Consider the following 22,730-nt stretch of genomic DNA (forward strand, 5'->3'; position numbering starts at 1 on the left):
AAATAGTAAATCGATTGAAATGATTGATCATTTAGAAGCCAAAAGCTCTTTTAATTCATTCAATTCATCCCTCAACCTTGCGGCCTCGATAAAATCTAGCTCTTTGGCAGCCTTTTCCATCGATTTTTGCGTTTTCTGGATCATTTTCTCTAATGCTGGTTTTTCCATGTAGGCCACCACTGGATCTGCTGCTACTGAGGTTTGATCACTTTCTACGTAGTAGTTTTTAGCTCCTTTTTTAGAATCAGCCACCCCTGTTTGTCCCATAATTGCCTCTTTAGATTTTAGGATGGTTTTTGGCGTGATGCCGTGTTCCTGATTGTAGGCGAGCTGAATGGCTCTTCTTCTGTTGGTTTCGTCAATTGAGCGCTGCATAGATTCCGTGGTAATGTCAGCATACATGATCACACGTCCATTCTCATTTCTCGCTGCGCGCCCTATGGTTTGAATCAGAGAGCGTTGATTTCGTAAGAATCCTTCCTTATCAGCATCAAGAATGGCAACCAAGGAAACTTCAGGAAGGTCAAGTCCTTCTCTCAATAAGTTGACCCCCACCAACACATCGAAAACGCCCAACCTCAATTCTCTCAAGATCTCTACTCGATCAAGGGTGTTGACTTCGGAGTGAATGTAGCGCACCTTCACACCAGCTCTTTCCAGGAATTTGGTCAACTCCTCTGCCATTCGTTTGGTCAGTGTCGTGACTAACACGCGTTCTTCTTTCTTGACTCTGTCGTCTATTTCTTCCAACAGATCGTCGATCTGATTGGTGGAAGGACGCACGTCAATTTCAGGATCTAACAGGCCGGTAGGGCGTATGATCTGTTCCACAATTTCACCTCCCGTTTGGGTCAATTCGTAATCTGCCGGTGTGGCCGAAACATAAACCACCTGGTTGATGAGCGATTCGAATTCATCGAATTTCAGGGGTCGGTTGTCAAGGGCAGAAGGCAATCGAAAGCCATACTCCACCAAATTTTCTTTCCTTGAGCGGTCCCCACCCCACATGGCACGAACCTGTGGTAAGGTGACATGGCTTTCATCAATGACCATCAGGTAGTCTTCCGGAAAGTAATCCAATAGACAGAAAGGACGTTGTCCTTTTTGACGCCTATCGAAATAACGCGAGTAGTTCTCAACACCCGAACAGTAGCCCAACTCACGCATCATTTCCATGTCGAACTCTGTCCGTTCTTTCAAGCGCTTCGCTTCCAAGAACCTTCTGTCATCTTCAAATTGACCAAGTCGTTCGACGAGGTCATCTTGAATTTCGTGAATGGCCTGATGGAGTAAGTCCTTGCCAGTCACAAAAAGATTGGCAGGAAAGATGGTGATGATCTTTTCATCGGAGATTTTTTTGCCCGTGGCCGGGTCTATTCGTTGAATGGCTTCAATTTCATCTCCCCAAAAATAAATGCGGTAGGCAAAATCGCCGTAGGCAATGAAAATGTCTACTGTATCTCCCTTTACGCGGAAGGTACCTCGTTTGAATTCAGCCTCTGTTCTAGAGTAGAGAATGTCGACAAAGGCAAAAAGCAATTGGTTCCGACTCACTACATCCCCGACTTGGAGTCGAACCACGTTCTTGCCAAATTCTTCTGGATTTCCTATGCCATAAATACAAGAAACGGAGGCGATGACGATCACGTCCCTTCTGCCCGTGAGCAAGGAAGAAGTAGCACTCAAACGGAGTTTTTCGATCTCTTCGTTGATGGAAAGGTCTTTTTCGATGTAGAGACCTGAGGTTGGAATGAAGGCTTCGGGCTGGTAGTAATCGTAGTAAGAAATAAAGTATTCGACGGCATTCTCAGGAAAGAACTGCTTGAATTCACCATACAATTGAGCAGCTAAGGTTTTGTTGTGACTTAAGATGAGGGTGGGCTTCTGTACTTTTTCGATAAGGTTAGCGATGGTAAAGGTCTTCCCTGTACCTGTCGCACCGAGAAGTACTTGCCCTGATTCGCCAGCATCGACACCTTCCGCTAGTTGCTCAATTGCCTTGGGCTGATCACCCATAGGCTCAAATTCAGATGTGAGTTTGAATTCCATAATCCAAAGCTAACATCAATTGTGAGTTTTGACTTTATCATTTTAGATTTTACAAGTCTACTCTCTCAAAGTACAGATTAAGTCTAAAATGAATATCTGAGCTTAGGGGTAAGTGTCATGGTTTCGAACCAGCCTATACTAGTAGTATGATAAATCCTAGATTGAATGCCTACTTGGAAATTACCAGACTTGTAAAAATAATATTCTGCACCAATAAAGAATCCAGCATCTATCAAATTTGAGTTAGATCCATTTCTTTCTTTAATCAATACGAGTAAAGCAGTGGTCTGTGTGCTATGAATAAATGTGTTAAAGTATTCAATTTCTTGCATTTGTGGGTTTAGTATGAATACACCTCCTGTGAATAGTAATTTTTCACTTTGCCTTCTTTTATAGAAGATGCTGTACATCTCGTTGATCTGACGGAGTTTGAAATCGATAATCTCTAGATAAGTGTTATTACTAATTAACTCTCTAAAGTTTTTTTCACCAAAGTGCGATTCGCGATCATAGCTGATACCAATTGATGCCTTTGAATCCTTTATGTTCCATTGAAATTCAATTCCACCAATGGACCCGAAAAAATTCTTATTGTAGAAGGATGTAAAACCACTTGGAACGGCGCTTGGTGGCTGCTCATACTCCAACTGAAAGTTTCCTGCAATACCATAATTTATATTTAGCTCAAATGTATGTTGCGCATGCGTTGTGTTTAGAACAAAAAATGCTAGAGAGGTGAGAATAACTAACTTTTTCATGTGTGAATATTTAGAATGAAAAGTATAAATAAAAATGTAAAAAAACCAATTGGAAGAATCTAACCTTGCCAAATCTCCCAAGCCTTTTCAGCTTGGCCATGCAGCATCTCAAGACCGTTCTTTACCCAGGACTTGGCATCAATGCCCTTTTGCATAAAAGCGGTGATCAATGGGTTGTACACCAGGTCGAAAAGGAAGTGGTTGGGGGTGAGTTGACCATAAGGGAGGTCTGGTAGTTGCTCAGTGTTGGGGTGGGTACCCAGGGGAGTGGTGTTCACCACTAAGTGGTGAGTTTTGAGTGTTGAATTTTGAGTTAGGCTTTCGTAATTCAATTGATCCTTGCTAGGTTTTCTTGAAACGAATTGATAGTCAATACCCAAATCGTTGAGGACATGCATAACGGCTTTGGAGGCACCCCCTGTTCCAAGAATTAATGCTTTTTCGGGCATCGGATTGGGCCCAATAAATTTGATAAGAGAATCCTTGAAGCCATCATAATCTGTGTTGTAGCCAATGAGCTTGCCATTGTGAATCTTGATGGTGTTGACCGCACCGATCTCTTTCGCCTTTGGGTCTAATTCGTCTAAGAAAGGGATGACTTGTTCTTTGTAAGGAATGGTCACGTTCAATCCCATAAGATGAGGGTTTTCTTTCAGCAATTGAGGGAGTTGCTCTATCGATGCTATGGGATGTGCGCGATAGACGGCTTCTTTTATGCCTTCTTTCTCAAATTTTTGAGCGAAGTATTTTTCTGAAAAAGAATGGGATAATGGATAACCGATCAGGCCAAATGCTCTCATTTTTCAGGACTTAGATAGGCTGCTAATCTATCTATTCCAAGGACTAAAAGAAAACCGAATGCCGCAAAGATGATGGCTTCTAAAAAGAAAGGTTCGGCGCCACTTTTTGCTAAGTACTCATTCGGTAGAATGTTGACCTGGAAGAGTGGTTTGATCTCTCCGTGGCGGTCCGTATAGGTTTCTAGGGTTTCCTTCCAAGGCCAAACTTTATTCAGAGACCCGATCATAAAGCCCGAAAGCAAGCCGACCGTGAGGTTATGGAATTTTTTGAACAACCAACTGACCAATCGAGCAAAGCTTAGAATACCAACGATGCATCCCAGGCCTAGAAAGATCAAATCTGCAATTCTGAACTCCTTGATGGCAGTGATGACATACTCATACTTCCCAAATAGCAAGAGGATAAATGAACCGGAAATTCCGGGCAAGATCATGGCACAGATAGCAACGGCTCCGGCAATAAACATGAACCATGGAGCTTCAGGCGTTTCGGCCGGAGTTATCGCCGTAATGAAATAAGCGATTCCGATCCCTGCAAACATGGCGATCACCACTCCAATATTCCATTGATTGATCTCACGCAGAATGATCAAGGCTGATATCACGATGAGTCCAAAAAAGAAGGACCAAACCTGGATGGGGTGATTGTTGAGTAAATACGTGATGAGGTTTGCTAATGACAGTATGCTCGTAGCGATACCTGCGAATAGAACAAGTAAAAAGTTGCCATTTACGTGCGCCCAAAGCCCTTTGAGATCAAATGCTTTCAAAAGCCGAAGAGCCTCTAAATCAATGCTTCGTATGGCGTTCAGCAAGGTCTCGTAAATGCCCGTGATGAAGGCGATGGTTCCACCGGAAACTCCAGGGACCACATCAGCACCTCCCATGGCTATTCCTTTGAGGTATAGCAGCACATATTGCAGAAGCTTGTTCATCAATTATTTAGTCGTCAAGAAATGGTCGAAGGTATCCCCTCTAAGTCCGAGGCGAATCGTTTCAAGCGGAATGACCTCTTCCGGTGCAATGTTACCTAAGTTTACATTAGCACCCATCAATTTGATGAAAAAGACCTGTTGCGCTTTTTGGGGAGCTTCCCAAATGATCTTTTCAAACGGGATTTTAGTAAGGATCTCTTGAACAAGCCCTGAACGCACTTCGCCTGTCGATCTAAAAAGACCAACATTTCCTGCTTCTCTGGCTTCTCCGATCACTTTCCATGCGCCGGCATCAAGCTCCTTTTGCATGAGTTCGATCCACTTGTAGGGTGGAATGATCTTCTCCGCATCTTTTGAGCCCACCTCTGATAACACGGTCACTTGTCCCTTGAGCTTTTGGATGTACTCGCATTTTAAGTCGTGGTCTAATTCAATAGAACCATCCGATACCTCTGCGAAAGGCATGTTGTATTTGTCGAGTACCTTACGGTACGCATCAAACTGATTTCTTACAATAAACGCTTCAAACAAGGTACCTCCAAAATAGAAGGGGATTCCGGCTTCCCGGTAGACATTCAGTTTTTCGTCGAGATTAGGCGTGACATAAGAAGTAGCCCAGCCCAATTTCACGATGTCCACGTAATCTCCACAAACGCTGATAAAATCTTCGGCTTGTCTAACGCTAAGGCCTTTGTCCATGGCCATGGTGTATCCTTTTTCGCGCGGCTTTTGTGTGCGCTCAGGAATGTCAGTCAAAAAATAGTGCATCTAGTCGTTATTTCTGAATTGTTCGATGATCTTAAATAGTGCTTTCTGTGTTTCTAGTTTAGGAAAGAACTCGAACAGCACTTTGTGATTATCAAAATCCAAAATTAGTGCATTTTCTAAGAAAGTGAAGGCTTCCTTGTAATGACCTGCACTGATCTGATAGGCCACCATGCGATACAACAAATCAGAATCTTCTGGTTTTTCTTCTAATCCATTCTCTATGAGTTCAATGGCTCGAGCATACTCTCCCTGCTCAAAATAGATCATTGACCAGTCTAACCATATCTCTTTTTGTTCAGGCTCCAGCAAAGCGGCTTCTTGATAGGCTTCTTTTGCTGAGACGATGTTGCCTGTTTGAAACTCTGCATTGGCAATGGCCAACCAATAGTTGGTGTTTTCCGGATCAAGCTTTAGGGCTTTGTTCAAAAAATGAATGGCCTCGTAGAATTTTTCTTGAGCGATCAAACAGCAGCCAATACCATACCATGCATCTTCGTAAAACTGATCTACTTTAGCCGCTTTTCGGTAATACTTGATGCCATAATCGTACTGCTCCATTTTTTCATAGGCAGCTCCGATGCAACAAAAGACCTCAGCGGAGGGTCCTTCATTGCTTTGTGTATTCTTGTAGGCTTCCAAGGCATCTTGGTAGCGCTGCATGTTCATGTAACTATTGCCCAAGTTGAACCAAGCCGAGGCAAAGGTGTCGTCGATGACTAAAGCGTAGTCATAGGCTTTAATGGCTTCTTCGAACCGCTCCAGCTTATTGAGTACGATTCCTAAATTGTACCAAGCAAATGCAGAGTATGGATCTTGATCGATGAATTGTTGGTAATAGGCCACTGAGTCCTCCAGTTGTCCTGTTACGTCTAAGCAATAGGCCAACTCGTAGAGTGCGTTTTCGTGGTTGATGTTGGTTTCAATAGCGCGTTTATAGTAAGTAATTGCCTGCTTGTATTTAGCATTGGTCTGGTAGGTTAGACCAATATTGTAATACACTTCATCCCGCTCTTCTACCATGTCCAATGTGCTTTTGAGCAGTTCTACGGCTTTCTCATACTCCCCAATGATGGAATAGATGTTTCCTTTAATGGTGATGAGGTCTGTATCTGAAGGATTTACCTGCTGGGCGTCATCGATGACCTTCAATGCCTTAGGATATTCCTCCTTACCGATGAAACACTGGGCGACTAAAATACTGATGTCGGTACTGAAAGGGTATTGGGTCAAGGCCAATTTACCGGCTTTTAAGCCCTTGGCATAATTGAAATGATCGATGTAATGCTGGATAATGGTTTCATATTCCGACACATCGAAAAAGTTGAAACTGTTATTCTTGAGTTGTTCTTCGAATCTCTTGACCAGACCGCGCTCTTCTTCCCTACTAGGATAATCTTCGTGCATTGGCAATAATAGGTTTATTCAAATTAATGAAATCCCATTTCAAAACCACTTCTGTGGAAATAAAATTTCTGTTATCCGTTTTCAGATGGGCGGCAAATGTAGGTATTCTATTGATAAACAGAAACTTAAAGTGAATAAGCTTTTTTAAGTTCGCTTGTTGTCCACTCAATGGACTCGTCTAAACTTCTAAAATCAACATCTAAGGCATCTTTGACCTTGTCATTACGATAGAAAAATTTACTTTTTGAAAGCTTGGCCGTTTCCTTGGTGATGAGTGCTTCTTTTCCTGTTAACCGCGACCTTATCCATTCCGCACAAACGCCAATCCTTAACATCCAGGATGCTGGGGTCTTGTGCGGTGGCTTTTTGCCAAAAGAGGTGGCGATCTTTTCAAAAAAAGTTTCGTAGGGAATGCTTCCTGCACTCAGGATAAACCGCTCGTTTTGTAGGTCAGCAGTTAATAATTTTGAAGCAATTAGCGCGACATCTCGAACATCGACATAATTGACATCGCCCTTCGGGAAGTAGCCCTTTTCGTCATAGGCATATTTGAACACTGCCGTGCTACCGGTGTCCGTCCCGAGGCCTGGTCCTAGCACTACCGAAGGATTGATGATCTTTACGTTTAAGCCTTCTTCCGCACCACGCCAAACCTCCAGTTCTTGCAGGTATTTGGCTCTGGCATAAATCGAATCGAAAGCGGTGTCTTCCCATCTGTCGTTTTCAGTGATCTCGAGTTGCCCCGGAACTCTTCCGATGGCAGCCACCGAGCTCACGTGAAGAAAGGTGTCAACTTTGGCTTTTAATGCTGCATTCACTAAGTCGGCAGTCCCTTTGACATTGGTTTTGTACATGGTTTTCTCCCAACGTTTGTCGAAAGAAACAATCGCGGCAGTATGCACAATGGCATCAATGTCCATCATATGAGTATCCCAAAAGATGGCTTCAGATAAGTCTGTTTCAATCCATTCGATTTGATCTGAGATATCGCTGACGAGACTCAGGTTGGAATTCTCCCTTTTCGTTGCTCTAATTGTATGACCATCGGCCATGAGTTGCCGTGTCAGGAAACTGCCCACAAGACCCGTCGCACCGGTGATCAGCACTTTCATATTATAATTTGTTGTTCATAAGGTCCAGTCGAAGCAATTTGTTCCAGTACTTGCTTTTTCGTACTTCTTTCAACAGGTCAATATGTCCCATGTTGTGACAATCCGTACCCACCAGTTGAACGGCTTTCATGTCTATGAGTTTTTCAGCTAATTTTTGAATCGGTTTGGAGTAACAGCCGGTCAACGAAATGGCATTCAATTGAAAAATGATATTTCGATCAAGCAACTCTTCAATGAGTCGTTCATTGTCGAACAAGTACATGTAGCGTTCTGAGTGAGCATATACCATTTTATAACCGTGCAGATTCAATTGAAATGACGCGTCTTTGAGTTCAGGTGGTTCATTGATAAAACCGGTTTCCACCAGCACATATTCTTTTCCAAAGGTCAGTAATTCGTCCTTTCGCTTAATCCTTTCCATGAAGTGCTCATCGAGATAATATTCTGTGGCGGCCTCTATTTCCAGCTGAATGTTTGCTTCTTTTGCTGCCTTCTTCATGACAGACAATCCTTCGAGAATATTTTCAGGTCTATTGTTATAGGTGCCCCACATCGTGTGCGGCGTGGTAATGATCTTTTCATAGCCCAGTGCTTCGAATTCCCTGAGAATAGTCAAACCCTCTTCCACAGATTGAATGCCATCATCAATTCCCGGAATTAGATGTGAGTGAATGTCAACACGCAGTTCTTGGACCGGTAGGTCTGCCGTTTTCTTTTTGAAAAAGGAGAATAAACTCAAAATTTAGGTGACATTTTGTACGCCTCAAAGGTAGGTAAAACCTTGTCCTTTTCAGAAACGATCGGATCTTCAATGCCCCATTCGATGCCTAGCTTAGGATCATTCCACAGAATTCCACCTTCACTGGCTTTATTGTAGTAATTGGAACATTTGTAAAAAAAGACCGAATCTTCAAGTGCAACAAAACCATGAGCAAATCCTGCCGGTACCAGAAAAAGGTTCTTTCTCTCCGAATCGAGCAGCACTTTATGGTGTTTTCCGTAGGTGGGGGAATCTTTTCTAAGGTCGAGGGCTACATCGAGTACTTTGCCTTTTACTACGCGGACAAGCTTAGTTTGGGCATGTGGGTTCTCCTGATAATGGAGTCCTCTGAGGGTACCCTTTACGGAAAAAGATTCATTGTCTTGAATGAAATCGTCAGTTATGCCGAGCTCTTGATAAACCTCTTTTCTAAATGACTCGAAAAAATAGCCTCTTTCATCGCCGAATACATTTGGCTCTAGTTCATAGAGTCCTTGAAAGCCTGTTTCTATGATCTTCATGGTATTTGTCTTATGTCAAATCTAAGCAAAGATCGAAATAGGCGGTCATTATATACAGTAAATTCGTCAACTGACAGGTTCGGTCGCTTGGTTATTGAATTGGCTCGATTAATCGTAAATTTGCTGGCTATATGGGAGGATACGAAACGAAGAGTTCGACGCAAGATAAAGCCGTGATGGTTGCGGTGATCAATCAAGGGCAACCTGAAGAAAAGGTGATGGAGTATTTGGAAGAATTGGCCTTCTTGGCGAAGACCCTTGATCTAGATGTTGTTAAGTCCTTCACGCAACGCTTAGAAAAGCCTGATATCCGCTCTTTTGTGGGAAAAGGAAAACTAGAGGAGATCAAGACCTATCTAGTGGCCGAAGAGGTACAGGTGATCATTTTTGATGATGATCTCACGCCTTCACAATTAAGAAATTTAGAAAAGGAGCTTGGCGTCAAGATCTATGACCGCAGTTTGTTGATCCTAGACATCTTTTTGGCCAGAGCACAAACCGCTCAAGCCAAAACTCAAGTAGAGCTTGCGCGGTCTGAGTATTTGTTGCCACGCCTAACCCGCATGTGGACTCACCTAGAACGCCAGCGAGGTGGAACAGGAACCCGAGGAGGTGCGGGTGAGAAGGAAATTGAAACGGATAGGCGAATGATTCGTAACCAGATCACCGTACTGAAGAAAAAGCTTGAGAAGATAGAAAAGCAGAACGAAGTACAGCGGAAGTCCAGAAAAGATGTGGTGCGTGTTGCCCTAGTCGGCTACACCAACGTAGGGAAATCTACGCTGATGCGATTGCTCACCAAGGCCGATGTGCTGGCAGAGGACAAGCTTTTTGCGACCGTAGATTCTACTGTGCGGAAGGTAGTGTTCGGTCGTGTTCCGTTTTTATTGTCGGATACTGTTGGTTTTATTCGAAAACTTCCCACCAATTTGATCGAATCCTTTAAGAGCACCTTGGCCGAATCAATGGAAGCCGATATCCTCTTGCATGTGATCGACGTCTCTCACCCTTATTTTCAGGATCAGATGGAGACGGTGAATCAAACCTTACAAGACATTGGCGCAAATGACAAGCCGACAATACTTGTCTTCAACAAGGTGGATCAATACAAGCATTTGGATGAAGAGCTATTAGAGGAAATGGACAATCCGCCACCTACTTTGGAAGAACTCAAAAGGACTTATTTCAGTAAAGGAGAACATGACGCAGTATTTATATCTGCTACAGAAAAAGAGAATATGGAGGAGTTTCGAGAAGTCCTGATGGAAAAGGTAAAAAAGCGTCATTACCAGATCTTCCCGAATTATTTGAATGAATCTTTTTATTAGGCTCAATTCATTTGAATTTTAGGTCCAATTCATTTTTATTTTATCTCTTAAATTAGAAAGGAAAAGTGCCTGATTTCGAATGAATAGAAAACTTTATGTCTTTCTTACAGTATTCCTATTACTCTTGTCATATCAATTAATAGTCGGGACAGATAAAGCTGACCAGCTCAGGTCTCGTCTTGAAGATCTAGGAGGCAAGAATGGGTTAAATTTTTTTATACTTCCAGATGGTAAAGATCTTGGGAATATTCCTTTTGATCCTAAGAATCCCTTGACGGCAGCCAAGGTCAGATTAGGAGAGCAATTGTTTTATGACCCTATTCTTGGTTCTATACCGGTTTTACCAAATCGCCTTAAGTATTCTTATTCTTGTGCTACTTGCCACGCTCCCACTGCTGGGTTTCAAAATGGAGCTCGTCAAGCAATTGGTGATGGTGGTACTGGCTTTGGTCGAAAAGGTGAAGGAAGAAGAAGACATCCCGCTTATCGAGAAAGAGAGTTGGACGTTCAATTGAGAAAAACCCCTTCAATTCTTAATGTAGCCTACCAAGAATTGATGTTTTGGGATGGTCAATTTGGTGCCAATGCGCTAAACAAGAAGTACACCAAAGAATGGTTGGAAAATACGCCCAGTGAAGTGAATTTTCTTGGCTTTGAAGGAGTGGAGTCTCAAGCAATTGCTGCTTTTGGTGTACATCGTTTAAGTATGCCAGATTCATTAGTACTCTTTAATAAAGAAATTAAATCATTGTTTGATGAAGCATTTCCAGAAATCCCTGAATCAAGTCGCTATTCAGATACCACGGCTGCTCTTGCAATTGCAGCATATGAAAGAACATTATTGACAAGTAATGCACCTTTCCAAAGATGGTTAAAAGGTGAAAAAGAGGTGCTATCAGAGACTGAATTGAAAGGGGCCCTTCTATTCTTTGGAAAAGCCAAATGTTTTAATTGTCATACTGGTCCAGCACTTAATAGCAATGATTTTTATGCCCTTGGTATGGGTGAAATGAAGGGAGCTGGTACTTATAAAACGAGCGGTTATTCAAGTGAGAGATTGGGTAGAGGTGGTTTTACTAAAAGGGAAGAAGATCTTTACAGGTTTAAAGTTCCTCAACTTTACAATTTAAAAGATGCAGAATATTTTGGGCACGGTGCCACATTCAAATCAATTAGTGAAGTAATAGCATATTTTAACCTGGCCGAGTCGCAGAGTAAAGAAGTTCATAAAGAACAATTAAGCGACCTTTTTGTGCCCTTGGGCTTAAATCAGGAGGAAATTTCTCAATTGCATGTTTTCATTTCTGAAAGTTTGCGAGATACTAAGAAGTATGAGGAGGTTCCTCGGATGCTTGTATCTGGTTCGAAACCAGCATCCCTCAATTTGACTGTACTGGATTCTTTATCAAATGATTAAGAATTGTTTTTCTCCTGAATGATTGTTAATTTTTAACGATGAGACCATTTTTTTTAGGCATTCTTTATTTTTCAGCCATCCTTTCCATAAATGCACAGACGAACTGGATAAAAACAGGAGGACCTATAGGGGGGTTGGGCTATAATATTCGTATCAACCCCCAGAATCCAAATGTCATGTTCGTTACGGACGTCTTTAGTGGTGTAAATCGCACCGCTGATGGTGGAAGAAACTGGAATACTTCGAATAATGGTATCACGGTGCTTAATGGTCCAACCCAAGATGCAATTCCGGTTTTTGCATTGACAATAGATCCCTTTAATCCCAATGAGATTTGGGTCGGAACAGAAAGTGAAAAAGGCATTTTTTATTCTTCAGATGGTGGAGAATCATTTGTCTCTAGAAGTAATGGAATTGTAGAAGACCAAGGGTTGACAATAAGGAACTTCAAAATCACTCAACATGGAGATAAAAAGACAATTTACGTTAGTTGTGAATTTGACGAAGGAATTCAAGGAGATGAATTTACAAAGGTAAAGGGGCTATTGTATAAATCAGAAGATTTAGGGTTGACGTGGACGAAATTGTGGGAAGGTGGAAGTTTGGCTAGATGGCTGGAAGTTTTTCCAACTCAATCAGATAATTCTGAGGTTGTACCACGTCTTGTTTTGGCAACAGGTATTTTTGATAGAGAGGCTTTTAATACGACGGGTGAAGGTATTTTGATCAGTGAGGATGGAGGTGCTAATTGGTCTAATTCAAATAATAATTTAACCAATCTATTTGTCGGTGGTATGGATAGTCCTGATGGTAATGATGAGCTTATCGTCGCAGGAACTGGCAACAATGTAACCTCACAGAATAGGGTATGGGGAGGAATATATAAATCGACCGATGGAGGTATAACTTGGGTAGAGAAATTAGGCTTGAACAAAGGTGATCAGGTTGAGGATCAATTTACGGCCATTCAATTTAGCTCGTCTAACCCAGATGTTGTTTATGCGGCTAACGGATCATCTATTTATAGAAGCAATGATGCTGGTGAAAACTGGACGAAACAAACGCCTGGAAATTCGTCATGGGGACCTCCAGGAATTATTGCAGGCGTTCCGATTGAAATGACAATTGATGGAGAAAATGAGGATATTGTTTTCATTAATAATTATGGTGGAGGTGTTTTCAAAAGCGAAGATGCTGGAGTTAACTGGGTTTCATTAAGTAATGGCTACACAGGGGCGCAAATGCATTCAGTTGCTGTTAGTAAACAAAGTCATAGTAAGGTAGTGTCAATCGCTAGAAGCGGGCCTTTTTTGACAAATAATCGAGGGGAGGAATGGACAGGAATCGCTTTTGGAGAGGCGGATTTTCCAGAATGGTATGATATTGCTTTAAACCCAGATAAGGATTCAGAAATATTGCTTTCTGATGAGCATCAAGGGTGGATTTTAAAATCAACAGATAATGGAAAAAACTGGAATAAAATGTACAAACATCCTGATATCAAGGATCCATCAGAACAAAAAGTGGAAGACCGGCATGGTTTAAAATCAATCGCTTATGCTCCTTCAAACACCAATATTATTTATGCAGGTTACGCCAATCAGGGGATTAACTTTGGGCCTTTCTCTGAAGAAAGCAGTTCATCTATTCCGAATTCCGGGTCTGGATATGACGGTTTTGTAGGTACTTTCGAAAATAGTTTTGGAATGGTCAGGTCCAAAGAAGGAGGCGCTACGGGGACTTGGGAAGAAATAAATAATGGATTAGGTGGGAAGCTTAATGTCACTGATATTGTGGTTCATCCTACCGACGAGAATCAATTGTATATAACCCTTAGAGCGGGAGGTGTTTATAAATCTACTGATGGAGGCGACAACTGGACGGATATTACTAATAATCTTCCTGAGAGGAATGTTTACTCAATGGACATTTCAGTAGATGATTTCGACGTTTTATACGTAGGAACAAGATTTTATGGTGTTTATAAAAGTACCGACGGAGGTAATAATTGGTCTCGTATACTGGCTCCAGTTAAAACTGTACAAGAACATGGTCTCAATAGTCTATTTGGTGCGTTAGCAGTCAATCCAAACAACACAAATATGATAGCAGTCGCAGATTGGTGGACCGGTGTTTTCATAAGTGATGATGGTGGAGCATCATGGAGTTTATCTAACCAAGGCTTAACCATGAGAGATGTAAAGGATTTAGAGTTCAGCAATGATGGTAAGTTTTTATATGGTGCCTCCTTTGGAAAGGGGGTTTTTAGAATGCAAGTGACAAATGAGCCTTTGTTAGATTTTCCTCAAAATTCATTGCAATTTGAGCAAATAGAAATTCAGAAAGACCAAGTATTGAATTTGTCATTGGCTAACTATGGCAATACTCCTGCAATACTTGAGGAATTCAATTTTAGTAATCCTGATTTTTCAACCGAGACTAGCGTAAATCAAATTGCCGCAAATTCAACAGTTTCAATCCCTATCACGTTTACACCTTCGGTCGATGGAGACATCAATGGTCAATTGATCATAAAAACGAGTGCAGGAGATTATGAATTCAGTCTTGTAGGTTCTGGTGTTTACATGGATTGTTCCAGCAATATTGAGATTACAGGAGTAAATTCTATATGTGAAGGATCCAGTGTAGTGTTAAGCGCTAGTGATGGTTTCGGAGCTTATCAGTGGTATAAGGGAGATGACTTGTTGACCAATGAAACCAATCAAACATTAGAAGTTTCAGATGCTGGACTATACAAGGTAAGAGGTATAAACTCAGGAGATTGTGCTCGTTTTTCTGACGAGTTTGATTTTGTTGTCAATGAGTTACCTAGTAAGACAATAACGGTTGATGGTTACCGATTGATGGCACCTGATGGCACTTCTTTTCAATGGTTCCTTAACGATGAGCCCATTGAAGGTGCTACATCAAGCTCATATGAGGCGATAACAAGAGGAGTCTATACGGTTTTGGTGACCAATGCGGAAGGTTGTACTTCACTATCTGACCCCATTACCGCGACATCAATAGATTCAGTGAAGGCAGAGGATTCAAAACTTGCTTTTGTTTTTCCAAATCCTTCAAAAGGTAAATTTACCTTTCAATATCCAAATCCCGGATTTAATCCACACGATATAAGCATTGTGGATTCTTCTGGAAAGATAATTTGGAAAAGACCTGATTTTGAAGAGAATTCTATAGATATCGATATTTCAGATCAAATAAGATCTGGAATCTATTTGATCCGAGTTTTGGACAAAAAGGGAAAAGTCTTTAAGATCAAGATCTTGATCAAAGATTAAGTTGTTCGAAAAGTTCCTCCATATTAGATTTTTAATCAATTAACTTAGTGTTGTTTATTTCAGACGAAATAAATAGATGAGAACATTAACCCATAGTGATGTGATTGATGGCCTCGTAGTTCAATGGATAGAATAGGAGTTTCCTAAACTTTAGATCTAGGTTCGATTCCTAGCGAGGCCACAAATCGGGAGCTTGGACCTAATCATTCCTATTAGTTATGTTCGAAAGTCAAGAGTATCCAGCGTCTTTACCGGAAAGTTCCTTTGAGCAATGGCTGGAAGAGGGCCGGAATAGCAAAATGTCTTATGAATACTTGCTGATCCTTTGGGATGAATTGGATGGAAAGTACCGTCCGGAATATGTGCAAAACCGGAGTCAGATCACGCAATACCCTTCATGGGCTAAGGCCTCCGGACACGCCTCACTCATCGCCGCTTATGATCTTTATTCTGAGGCCAGAATAGCGACCGGCTGATCGCCTCAAATACCCTTTAAAGATTAATGACAATAAATGTAGGGAATAACATATCTTTGCGTGTAAACAGTATAAAAAAAGATGTGAACAATAGCTGACGAGCTATTTTTATACAAAAATGCACATCAATTACTGAAATCACCGAATTCGTTGAGCTTTAACAAAAGGTTGGATTTTCTATTGAAGAAAGTCTCTCGATTAATGTACAACTTTTGCTCCATTGGAAGAAACATTCGTTTTTCATCCGTATGGAATAGTTTTGACCTTTTGTCTGCTCTTTTCTTGCCGGGACATTTCGATCGAAATGTGTAACAGCAAGCCAAAGCCATATCTTGAAAAACTTCGTACCTACAAAAAAGTTTAAAAGTGCCTTTTCTGCTTTTCTACTTTTTGGTTCTCTGTCGCTAAGTCTTCAGGCGCAACAGGCGGATATTTTTTATTATGTCTCCGATGGTACGGATCAACCGTACACCATCAATAGAAGCACAGGAGCCAATGTATTGATTGGTGCTACAGCGACCAACATTGAGGCCTTGGCCTACTTCCCTATACCGGGTCAGCAAACACTCTATGCGGCCAACGGCGGAACTTTAGGGACGATAAATACAAGTACAGGTGCCTTCACAGCAATTGGTGAGATTGATGGCGGAGGCACGGCAAACGGTTCTGCGGGTCCGCAAACATTGAATCATGTCGATGGCTTAATGTTCGACGGCCAATCCTTAGTTTGGGGGCACGATGGAGCGGACCTTTACGATAACCAAAAGAACATTGACTACGATCCGAACCAAGTGAACAGTAGATTGAATAGAGAATGGCGAGCGCAAGAAACCGGAACGGTGGGCACGGTGACCATTAGGTTTGACGTGAGCAATCTATTAGGTCCTACAGGTGTTGGAACCAATGATGAGAGCCAAATCGTCTTGCTCGTTGACGATGACGGTGATTTTACGTCAGGGGCGAGTGAAATTCTACAGTCATTTGTGGTCGCTGATGACGGATTTGTGTCCTTTAAGGTCAATTTGACGGATGGGCAATACTTTACACTAGGGTCCTCTGAATTTGGTGCCTTGCCGATAGAGTTGATGTCCTTTGATGCACAAGCCAAGCAGAATCATGTAGAAGTCAATTGGACCACGCTAACAGAAACCAACAACGGTTTCTTCAGGCTGGAGCGATCAAGAGGGGGCGAGGAATTTAGCCCAATTGCAACGATCAAGGGAGCAGGAACAACAAGTAATGTACAGAACTATACAGACTTAGATTTGAACCCTCATATGGGGGTGAATTATTATCGTTTAGTGGATGTCAGTACTGCTGGAGATGAAACACATTCTCAAATTGTGGCGGTTGAGTTCAGTCAAGCGCTTCAACTAGGTAAGCCATATCCAAACCCGGTGAAACTAGGGCAATCCGTAACACTCGACCTGCCTGTAGGAGCGACCATTCAAGAGCTGGTGGTCTTTGACTCGAGAGGTATTCAAGTTCCCGCCACCTGGCAAAGAAAAGAGGGTAAGTTGGAGATAAACTTGGTCACTTCTACTCCGGGCATTTATTTGCTTAACCTAACGGTATTTGGTAAAAAAGAGCGCTTTAAGTTGCTTGTGAAGCACTAAGACGCTTTGTCTAAGCCAGTCAGATGTATGGAGAGCGTCTTTCATTTGAGATGAGCCAACGATACAAAACACTTCCCTCCGTACAACATTCCTTCGATATGAAATAAATGCATACCTTTGTGATGCCTCAAGGGTTCCATACCAACGTCGGTATGGATTAAAAGGGAATCAGGTGTGAATCCTGGACAGTCCCAGCTGCTGTAATCCCATTTTTTCATTCGCTGACAAATGCCACTGTCTAATTCGTGACGGGAAGGCTCAGTGAATCGGGAAAGTCAGAAGACCTGCCGTTGAACATGTGCACTAACATGCTTTCTGAGGAAAAGCCATTAGTTATGAAAGAACTGAACCCCAAATTCAGTCAGGGTAGGTGGATCATCCTATGCTGGCTATCTGTCTTTTGGCTGCTCGCTTGCCAGCCTCAAAATAAAACTGATGATACCCATCAGTCAAATCAGTCCTACTCCTCCAAAACTATTATCACCCATGCCATTGGTTTTGATATTATCGATTATCAAGACTGGAGAGAACTGTTGCTTTTTAGACATTACAATGATTTTGTCGATACGGTTCGTTTTGCATTGGTCACCGAAAAGGCACAGGCACCAACGACCTTCCAAGAGAATCAGGTCATTCAATTACCCGTCAAACGAATCGGAGCCCTTTCTACTACGCACTTGCCCATGTTCAATTTATTGGAGGCTACTGAAAATTTGGTGGCAGTTGAAACAAGGAGGTATATCTATAATGAAGAAATTAGAGCCCTAGTTGACAATGGATCGATCACAGAATTAGCTCCATCTGGGAAACTCAACCTCGAAACGACCTTAGCTTCCAATTTAGACTTACTCATGGGTGTGGGTTATCCCAATTCACAAAATGATGATTATCAAACCCTTCAGCGAACAGGGCTTTCGGTTGTAATGAATGCTGATTGGCAGGAAAAAACACTTTTGGGTAGAGCAGAGTGGATCAAACTACTGGGCGTGCTCTTGGGCAAAGAAGAGCAAGCTAATGTAGTGTTCGCCGAAATCGAAATGGCCTTTAATGAAACCTTAGCCCTAGTAGAGGAAAAGGTAAGTTCCGGGCCCTCGGTGGTGACAGGCTTAGCCGACGGAGATTCTTGGTATGTAGCAGGGGGGAACAGCTTTGCTAATCACATCTTACAGGTAGCTAAGACAAGCTACCCATGGGCTACTACCGAATCTACGGGAAGTGTTCGATTAGACTTTGAGATAGTGTACCAACAAGGGCTTACGGCAGATTATTGGTTGGTCCCGAGTACAGCGAAAACCATGGAGGAAATCATTCAAGCGGATGAACGCTATCAAGATTTTCGCTCTTTCAAGACCGGCCAGATCTATAACATCTATGGCCGCTATCGACCGAATGGAGGGAATGATTATTACGAATCTGCGGTCATGGCACCTCATGTGGTGTTGAAGGATGTGGTCAAGATCTTTCACCCGGAACTTTTGCCCGATCACGAATTGGTCTATTATAATCAATTGCGTTAGTGAGCGACGTTTTACATCACATAAGGCCTCAATTATCTGCTCGGCTGATCTTTTTGATTGCGCTCGTGTGCTTTCTTTTTGTCTTGGACCTCGCGCTCGGCTCTGTGCGTGTTCCTCTATCCGATGTGTTGAGCATCTTAGTTGGAGAGGGGTCGGACAGTACAGCTTGGGAGAATATTATCTTAAAGATTCGTCTGCCACGTTCGGTCACCGCCATTCTTGCCGGAGGTGCTTTGGCTTTAGCGGGCCTTCAAATGCAGACCTTGTTTCGAAATCCACTCGCCGGACCTTCCATTTTGGGAATCACTGCAGGGGCGAGTTTTGGGGTAGCCGCAGTGATGTTGGCCTCAGGTAGTGCGGCCACGGCTTTTGCCATAAAAGCCTTGGGCATAGGTGGCAGCTGGTTGATCATCTTAGCTTCGACATTAGGTGCATTGTTGGTGCTATTGGTGATTTTAGCCATTTCCTATAAGATCAGAGACAATATCATCATGCTCATCGTGGGGATCATGGTGGCCAATATTACGGTTGCCATCATCAGTATTTGGCAGTACTTCTCGAATCCAGAACAGATTCAAGAATACCTGCTCTGGACGTTTGGTAGCTTGGGCGGTGTGACGAATCACCAACTAGGGATTTTAGCCGTGGTGGTGCTGGCAGGCACAGCCGGAACGTTCTTCTTGTCCAAAACCCTCAATGTGCTGTTACTAGGAGAAGACTACGCCCAAAGCATGGGCTTGAATATTCGCAGGGCCAGGTTGCTGATCATTTTGATCACGAGCCTCTTGGCTGGAGCGATCACTGGGTTTTGTGGACCTATTGGCTTTATTGGAATTGCTGTCCCACACCTCACCAGGAGTTTATTGAATACATCAGACCACAAAATATTGGTGCCAAGCGCCCTACTTATGGGGGCAGCTTTGCTTCTTCTTTGTGATATCATCGCCCAGGTGCCAGGTAGCTCAACGGTTCTTCCCGTGAACGCCATTACCGCCTTGGTTGGCTCGCCCATCGTCATCTGGATCATTGTCAAACGCAGAAACCTCAAGGCTAGTTTTTGATGCAACAAACCGCGTTACATATTGATAATCTCTGCGTTGGTTACGGCAAGAAGCGCATTTTGAATAACCTGAACCTCAACCTTCTCGCAGGTGAATTAACATGCCTACTTGGACCAAATGGCTCAGGAAAGTCTACTCTCATCCGCTCGATATCAGGTGTACAGCAGGTTTTGGAAGGGCAGGTTTTACTAAAGCAGAAAGTACTCTCCTCCTTCAGCAAGAAGGATATCGCAAGAGAAATAGGCTTGGTGCTGACGGATAATCAAGCACCCGGGAATCTAACTGTTTTTGCCCTGGTCGCTTTGGGGCGATTTCCTTATACCTCATGGCTAGGCAATCTTAGTAATCAAGACAAGGAGGTGATCGAGCGCTCATTGGAGGCTGCCGGGGTGCTGGCCATGGCCGATCGTCATGTTGGCGAACTCAGTGACGGAGAAAAACAAAAGGTGATGATCGCTCGGGCCTTAGCACAAGAAACCGATGTGTTGATCCTGGATGAACCCACAGCACATCTTGATTCTCCGAATCGCATCGAGATCTTTCATCTGCTAAAGGACTTGGCTGTTCGTTCGAATAGAGCCATCCTCATTTCTACGCATGACATTGAAACAGCCTTAACCTATGCCGATATCCTTTGGTTGGTCAACCAAGGGAGTATAACCACTGGCATACCGGAGGACCTGGTGTTAAAAGGACACTTGGAAGAGGCATTCAAAACGGTCAACGTGCACTTCAGCTATGAAAGGGGAGGTTTTGTCAGATCAATTGCAGAGAAAAAGCGGCCTATTCGGCTCGAAGGGGATATGCCTATTGTTCATTGGGTGGAGAGAGCACTGCTTCGATCTGGGTATTTTGTCTCTCCTGAAGAAGGTCAAAAAATTACTGTTAGCGGTACAATGTCTACTCCCGAAATGAGGATTGAGGGGAGTGAAGACATATTCAAGAACATAGAACAACTACTTAGCAAACTAAAGAATGAAGAAAACTAGCATAGCAGGAGGACTTTCCGCCCTCTTGCTGATTTGTTCCTCTTTAAAGGCACAAGAAGAACAGGTACAAGATCTCGGTCGAGTGGTCGTAACGGGGAATCGATTGGAAACACCCATCGAGAAGTCGGGTAAGGTCATTTATAAAATCACCAAAAAAGAGATTGAACAGACGGCAGGAAGAACGGTCGCCGATCTGCTCAATACCCTTCCTGGAATAAGCATAGATGGTGTCTACGGCACACCGGGTACTAACTTGAGCTACACCATTCGGGGAGGTAGAAATAGACACACGCTGATCTTGATCGATGGCCTACCCGTAAATGACCCGTCCAGCATTGCCAACGACTACGACCTTAGGCTGATCAATGCTCATGAGATCGAGTACATTGAAGTGTTAAAAGGAGGCGCTAGCACACTGTATGGCACAAATGCGGCCGCTGGGGTCATCAACATTAAATTGAAAGAGCCAACGCAAGAATCAACATCGACAACCTTTGCTCAAGAGGTTGGCTCATTTCAATCCATGCAAACCAATGCTGAGGTCCAAGGGAAAACTGGAAAAGTCAATTACTTAGCCGGGGCTTCGTTTTCGATCAGTGAAGGCATATCGGCAGCAACAAGTTTAGATCCCACACAAGAATTTGAGAACGATGGTTTTCATCGTTATACGGGTCGTACAAAACTTGTCTACCGGCCGTCAGCAAGTGTGCATCTAGAAGGAAACCTTCGGTATGAGCACTTGGTCTCGGATTATGATGGTGGTGCTTTTCTTGATCAAAACAATCAATTCGATATTCGTCAGTTGAGTGTTGGCTTTAGTCCCAAATGGTCGTATACGAAAGGAGAGCTTCAGCTCAAGGCGAACTACAATCAGATCGAACGAACTTTTATTTCTTCATTTCCTGCAAATGAAAACGGTTATAATCTGCAATCTGATGTGAGCAATACCTATGTGATTTCTTCAAGGCTAAAAACAATCATGGGGGTACAGTTTCAGGAGTTTAGCTATGACCAAGAGGATGAACAACCGAAACAGCGCAATGTTGACCCCTATTTGCATCTTTCTTGGGATGTTGTGGCCGGACTTACGTTGAATGGAGGCCTTCGGGCCAATCACAATTCCGTTTATGGCACACAATTGGTTTATTCCATTAACCCTTCTTACTTGATCGAACTTGGAAATGATCAGCAGTTGAAGTTATTCTCCAGTTATTCCACTGCTTTTGTGACGCCGAGCTTGTTCCAGCTTTTTTCAAGCCTATATGGAAGTGATGACTTAGCACCGGAAGAAACAGCGTCAGTGGAAGGAGGCTTCTCTCTTTATTTATCGGAAGCGTTCACGTTGAATGTGGAATACTTTGAGAGGAAAGAGCAAAATGCCATTGATTTTGTTTCTCTTTTTGATGACCAAGGGAATTTTGTAGGAGGGGTATACCAGAACATTGAAGGAGAACGAGAGATTCAAGGATTAGAGGCTGACTTCTCGTACCAACTAAAGGATGGTTTGCGCTTTTCAGCCAATTATGCCAACTATCAATTCGGTGATCCTTCTCAATTTTTTCGAATTCCTGCTCAGAAGTACGGCGCGAGTCTTCAGTATCAATTGATGAAAAACACAAATGTTGGGCTCGTTTACACCCATTTTGGAGAAAGGCAGAGTCCCATTTTTACAGATCCTTTCTTGGTAACGCTGGAGCGCTTCAATGTCCTTGACCTGACTTTTTCTCACAGCTTGTCTAGTGGTGATCTGACCTTCAATGGGGCTGTTTATAACCTACTAAATGAAGACTTCATAGGCGTGTATGGTTTCAGCACGCGATCAGTGAATTTCAGTTTAGGACTCACCGCAAGGTTTTAATGAGGTCAACGATGATCCAAAAGACGGAGTTAATACGTAATCCTGCAACTCAAATGAAT

18 protein-coding genes, 1 tRNA gene and 1 riboswitch are annotated in these 22,730 nt (G+C 42.8%); of the genes, 10 read left to right on the forward strand and 9 right to left on the reverse strand.

Annotated features, from left to right (window positions below; all coding sequences use genetic code 11):
* Window positions 1-27: 27 nt before the first annotated feature.
* The 9 genes from uvrB to rfbC form a co-directional block, all read right to left on the reverse strand.
* A complete protein-coding gene (uvrB, locus tag AC2D6U_RS12635) occupies window positions 28-2,049 on the reverse strand; it encodes an excinuclease ABC subunit UvrB (protein ID WP_484721350.1) in 2,022 nt (673 codons plus the stop codon).
* Window positions 2,050-2,132: 83 nt separating this feature from the next.
* On the reverse strand, window positions 2,133-2,807 hold the full coding sequence (locus AC2D6U_RS12640) for a hypothetical protein (RefSeq protein WP_484721351.1): 675 nt from the start codon (window positions 2,805-2,807) through the stop codon (window positions 2,133-2,135).
* Between the two features lie 59 nt (window positions 2,808-2,866).
* Window positions 2,867-3,607 (reverse strand): shikimate dehydrogenase family protein, encoded by a 741-nt coding sequence (locus tag AC2D6U_RS12645; RefSeq protein ID WP_484721352.1) that lies wholly within the window; start codon window positions 3,605-3,607, stop codon window positions 2,867-2,869.
* The gene (locus AC2D6U_RS12650; protein WP_484721353.1) at window positions 3,604-4,542 is read right to left on the reverse strand and encodes a polyprenyl-phosphate transporter; all 939 of its coding nucleotides are present in this window, start codon (window positions 4,540-4,542) and stop codon (window positions 3,604-3,606) included. Before AC2D6U_RS12650 ends, AC2D6U_RS12645 begins: the two co-directional genes overlap by 4 nt.
* A gap of 3 nt (window positions 4,543-4,545) precedes the next feature.
* Window positions 4,546-5,310, reverse strand: coding sequence for a phosphosulfolactate synthase (locus AC2D6U_RS12655; protein WP_484721354.1), 765 nt, complete (start codon window positions 5,308-5,310; stop codon window positions 4,546-4,548).
* The gene (locus AC2D6U_RS12660; protein ID WP_484721355.1) at window positions 5,311-6,714 is read right to left on the reverse strand and encodes a tetratricopeptide repeat protein; all 1,404 of its coding nucleotides are present in this window, start codon (window positions 6,712-6,714) and stop codon (window positions 5,311-5,313) included.
* 125 nt (window positions 6,715-6,839) lie between these two features.
* Complete coding sequence (locus AC2D6U_RS12665; RefSeq protein WP_484721356.1) at window positions 6,840-7,826, reverse strand: NAD-dependent epimerase/dehydratase family protein; 987 nt, start codon at window positions 7,824-7,826, stop codon at window positions 6,840-6,842.
* A 1-nt stretch (window position 7,827) separates the two neighbouring features.
* Entirely contained in the window at window positions 7,828-8,565 is a 738-nt protein-coding gene (locus tag AC2D6U_RS12670) for a tyrosine-protein phosphatase (RefSeq protein ID WP_484721357.1), read from the reverse strand.
* Entirely contained in the window at window positions 8,562-9,107 is a 546-nt protein-coding gene (gene rfbC / locus AC2D6U_RS12675) for a dTDP-4-dehydrorhamnose 3,5-epimerase (RefSeq protein WP_484721358.1), read from the reverse strand. The genes AC2D6U_RS12670 and rfbC overlap by 4 nt, the downstream gene beginning before the upstream one ends.
* Window positions 9,108-9,238: 131 nt before the next feature.
* Between rfbC and hflX the strand changes: the two genes are divergently transcribed.
* From hflX to AC2D6U_RS12725, 10 genes are all read left to right on the forward strand, one after another.
* Window positions 9,239-10,435: a GTPase HflX gene (hflX, locus tag AC2D6U_RS12680; RefSeq protein WP_484721359.1), complete on the forward strand. Its 1,197-nt coding sequence runs from the start codon at window positions 9,239-9,241 to the stop codon at window positions 10,433-10,435.
* 79 nt (window positions 10,436-10,514) lie between these two features.
* A complete protein-coding gene (locus AC2D6U_RS12685) occupies window positions 10,515-11,852 on the forward strand; it encodes a cytochrome-c peroxidase (protein ID WP_484721360.1) in 1,338 nt (445 codons plus the stop codon).
* Between the two features lie 38 nt (window positions 11,853-11,890).
* Window positions 11,891-15,154 (forward strand): T9SS type A sorting domain-containing protein, encoded by a 3,264-nt coding sequence (locus tag AC2D6U_RS12690; protein WP_484721361.1) that lies wholly within the window; start codon window positions 11,891-11,893, stop codon window positions 15,152-15,154.
* A gap of 109 nt (window positions 15,155-15,263) precedes the next feature.
* Window positions 15,264-15,335: transfer RNA gene (locus AC2D6U_RS12695), tRNA-Arg, on the forward strand.
* Between the two features lie 37 nt (window positions 15,336-15,372).
* Complete coding sequence (locus AC2D6U_RS12700) at window positions 15,373-15,630, forward strand: hypothetical protein (RefSeq protein WP_484721362.1); 258 nt, start codon at window positions 15,373-15,375, stop codon at window positions 15,628-15,630.
* Between the two features lie 332 nt (window positions 15,631-15,962).
* Window positions 15,963-17,246 (forward strand): DUF8202 domain-containing protein, encoded by a 1,284-nt coding sequence (locus tag AC2D6U_RS12705; RefSeq protein ID WP_484721363.1) that lies wholly within the window; start codon window positions 15,963-15,965, stop codon window positions 17,244-17,246.
* Between the two features lie 114 nt (window positions 17,247-17,360).
* Window positions 17,361-17,552, forward strand: a riboswitch (cobalamin riboswitch).
* A gap of 29 nt (window positions 17,553-17,581) precedes the next feature.
* Entirely contained in the window at window positions 17,582-18,763 is a 1,182-nt protein-coding gene (locus AC2D6U_RS12710) for an ABC transporter substrate-binding protein (protein ID WP_484721364.1), read from the forward strand.
* Window positions 18,763-19,824, forward strand: a complete 1,062-nt coding sequence (locus AC2D6U_RS12715; RefSeq protein ID WP_484721365.1) for an iron chelate uptake ABC transporter family permease subunit — start codon at window positions 18,763-18,765, stop codon at window positions 19,822-19,824. Before AC2D6U_RS12710 ends, AC2D6U_RS12715 begins: the two co-directional genes overlap by 1 nt.
* On the forward strand, window positions 19,824-20,813 hold the full coding sequence (locus AC2D6U_RS12720; protein WP_484721366.1) for an ABC transporter ATP-binding protein: 990 nt from the start codon (window positions 19,824-19,826) through the stop codon (window positions 20,811-20,813). The genes AC2D6U_RS12715 and AC2D6U_RS12720 overlap by 1 nt, the downstream gene beginning before the upstream one ends.
* Window positions 20,800-22,671, forward strand: a complete 1,872-nt coding sequence (locus AC2D6U_RS12725) for a TonB-dependent receptor plug domain-containing protein (protein ID WP_484721367.1) — start codon at window positions 20,800-20,802, stop codon at window positions 22,669-22,671. Before AC2D6U_RS12720 ends, AC2D6U_RS12725 begins: the two co-directional genes overlap by 14 nt.
* Window positions 22,672-22,730: the final 59 nt, after the last annotated feature.

The sequence above is a fragment of the Roseivirga sp. YIW32 genome (genome assembly GCF_057219245.1).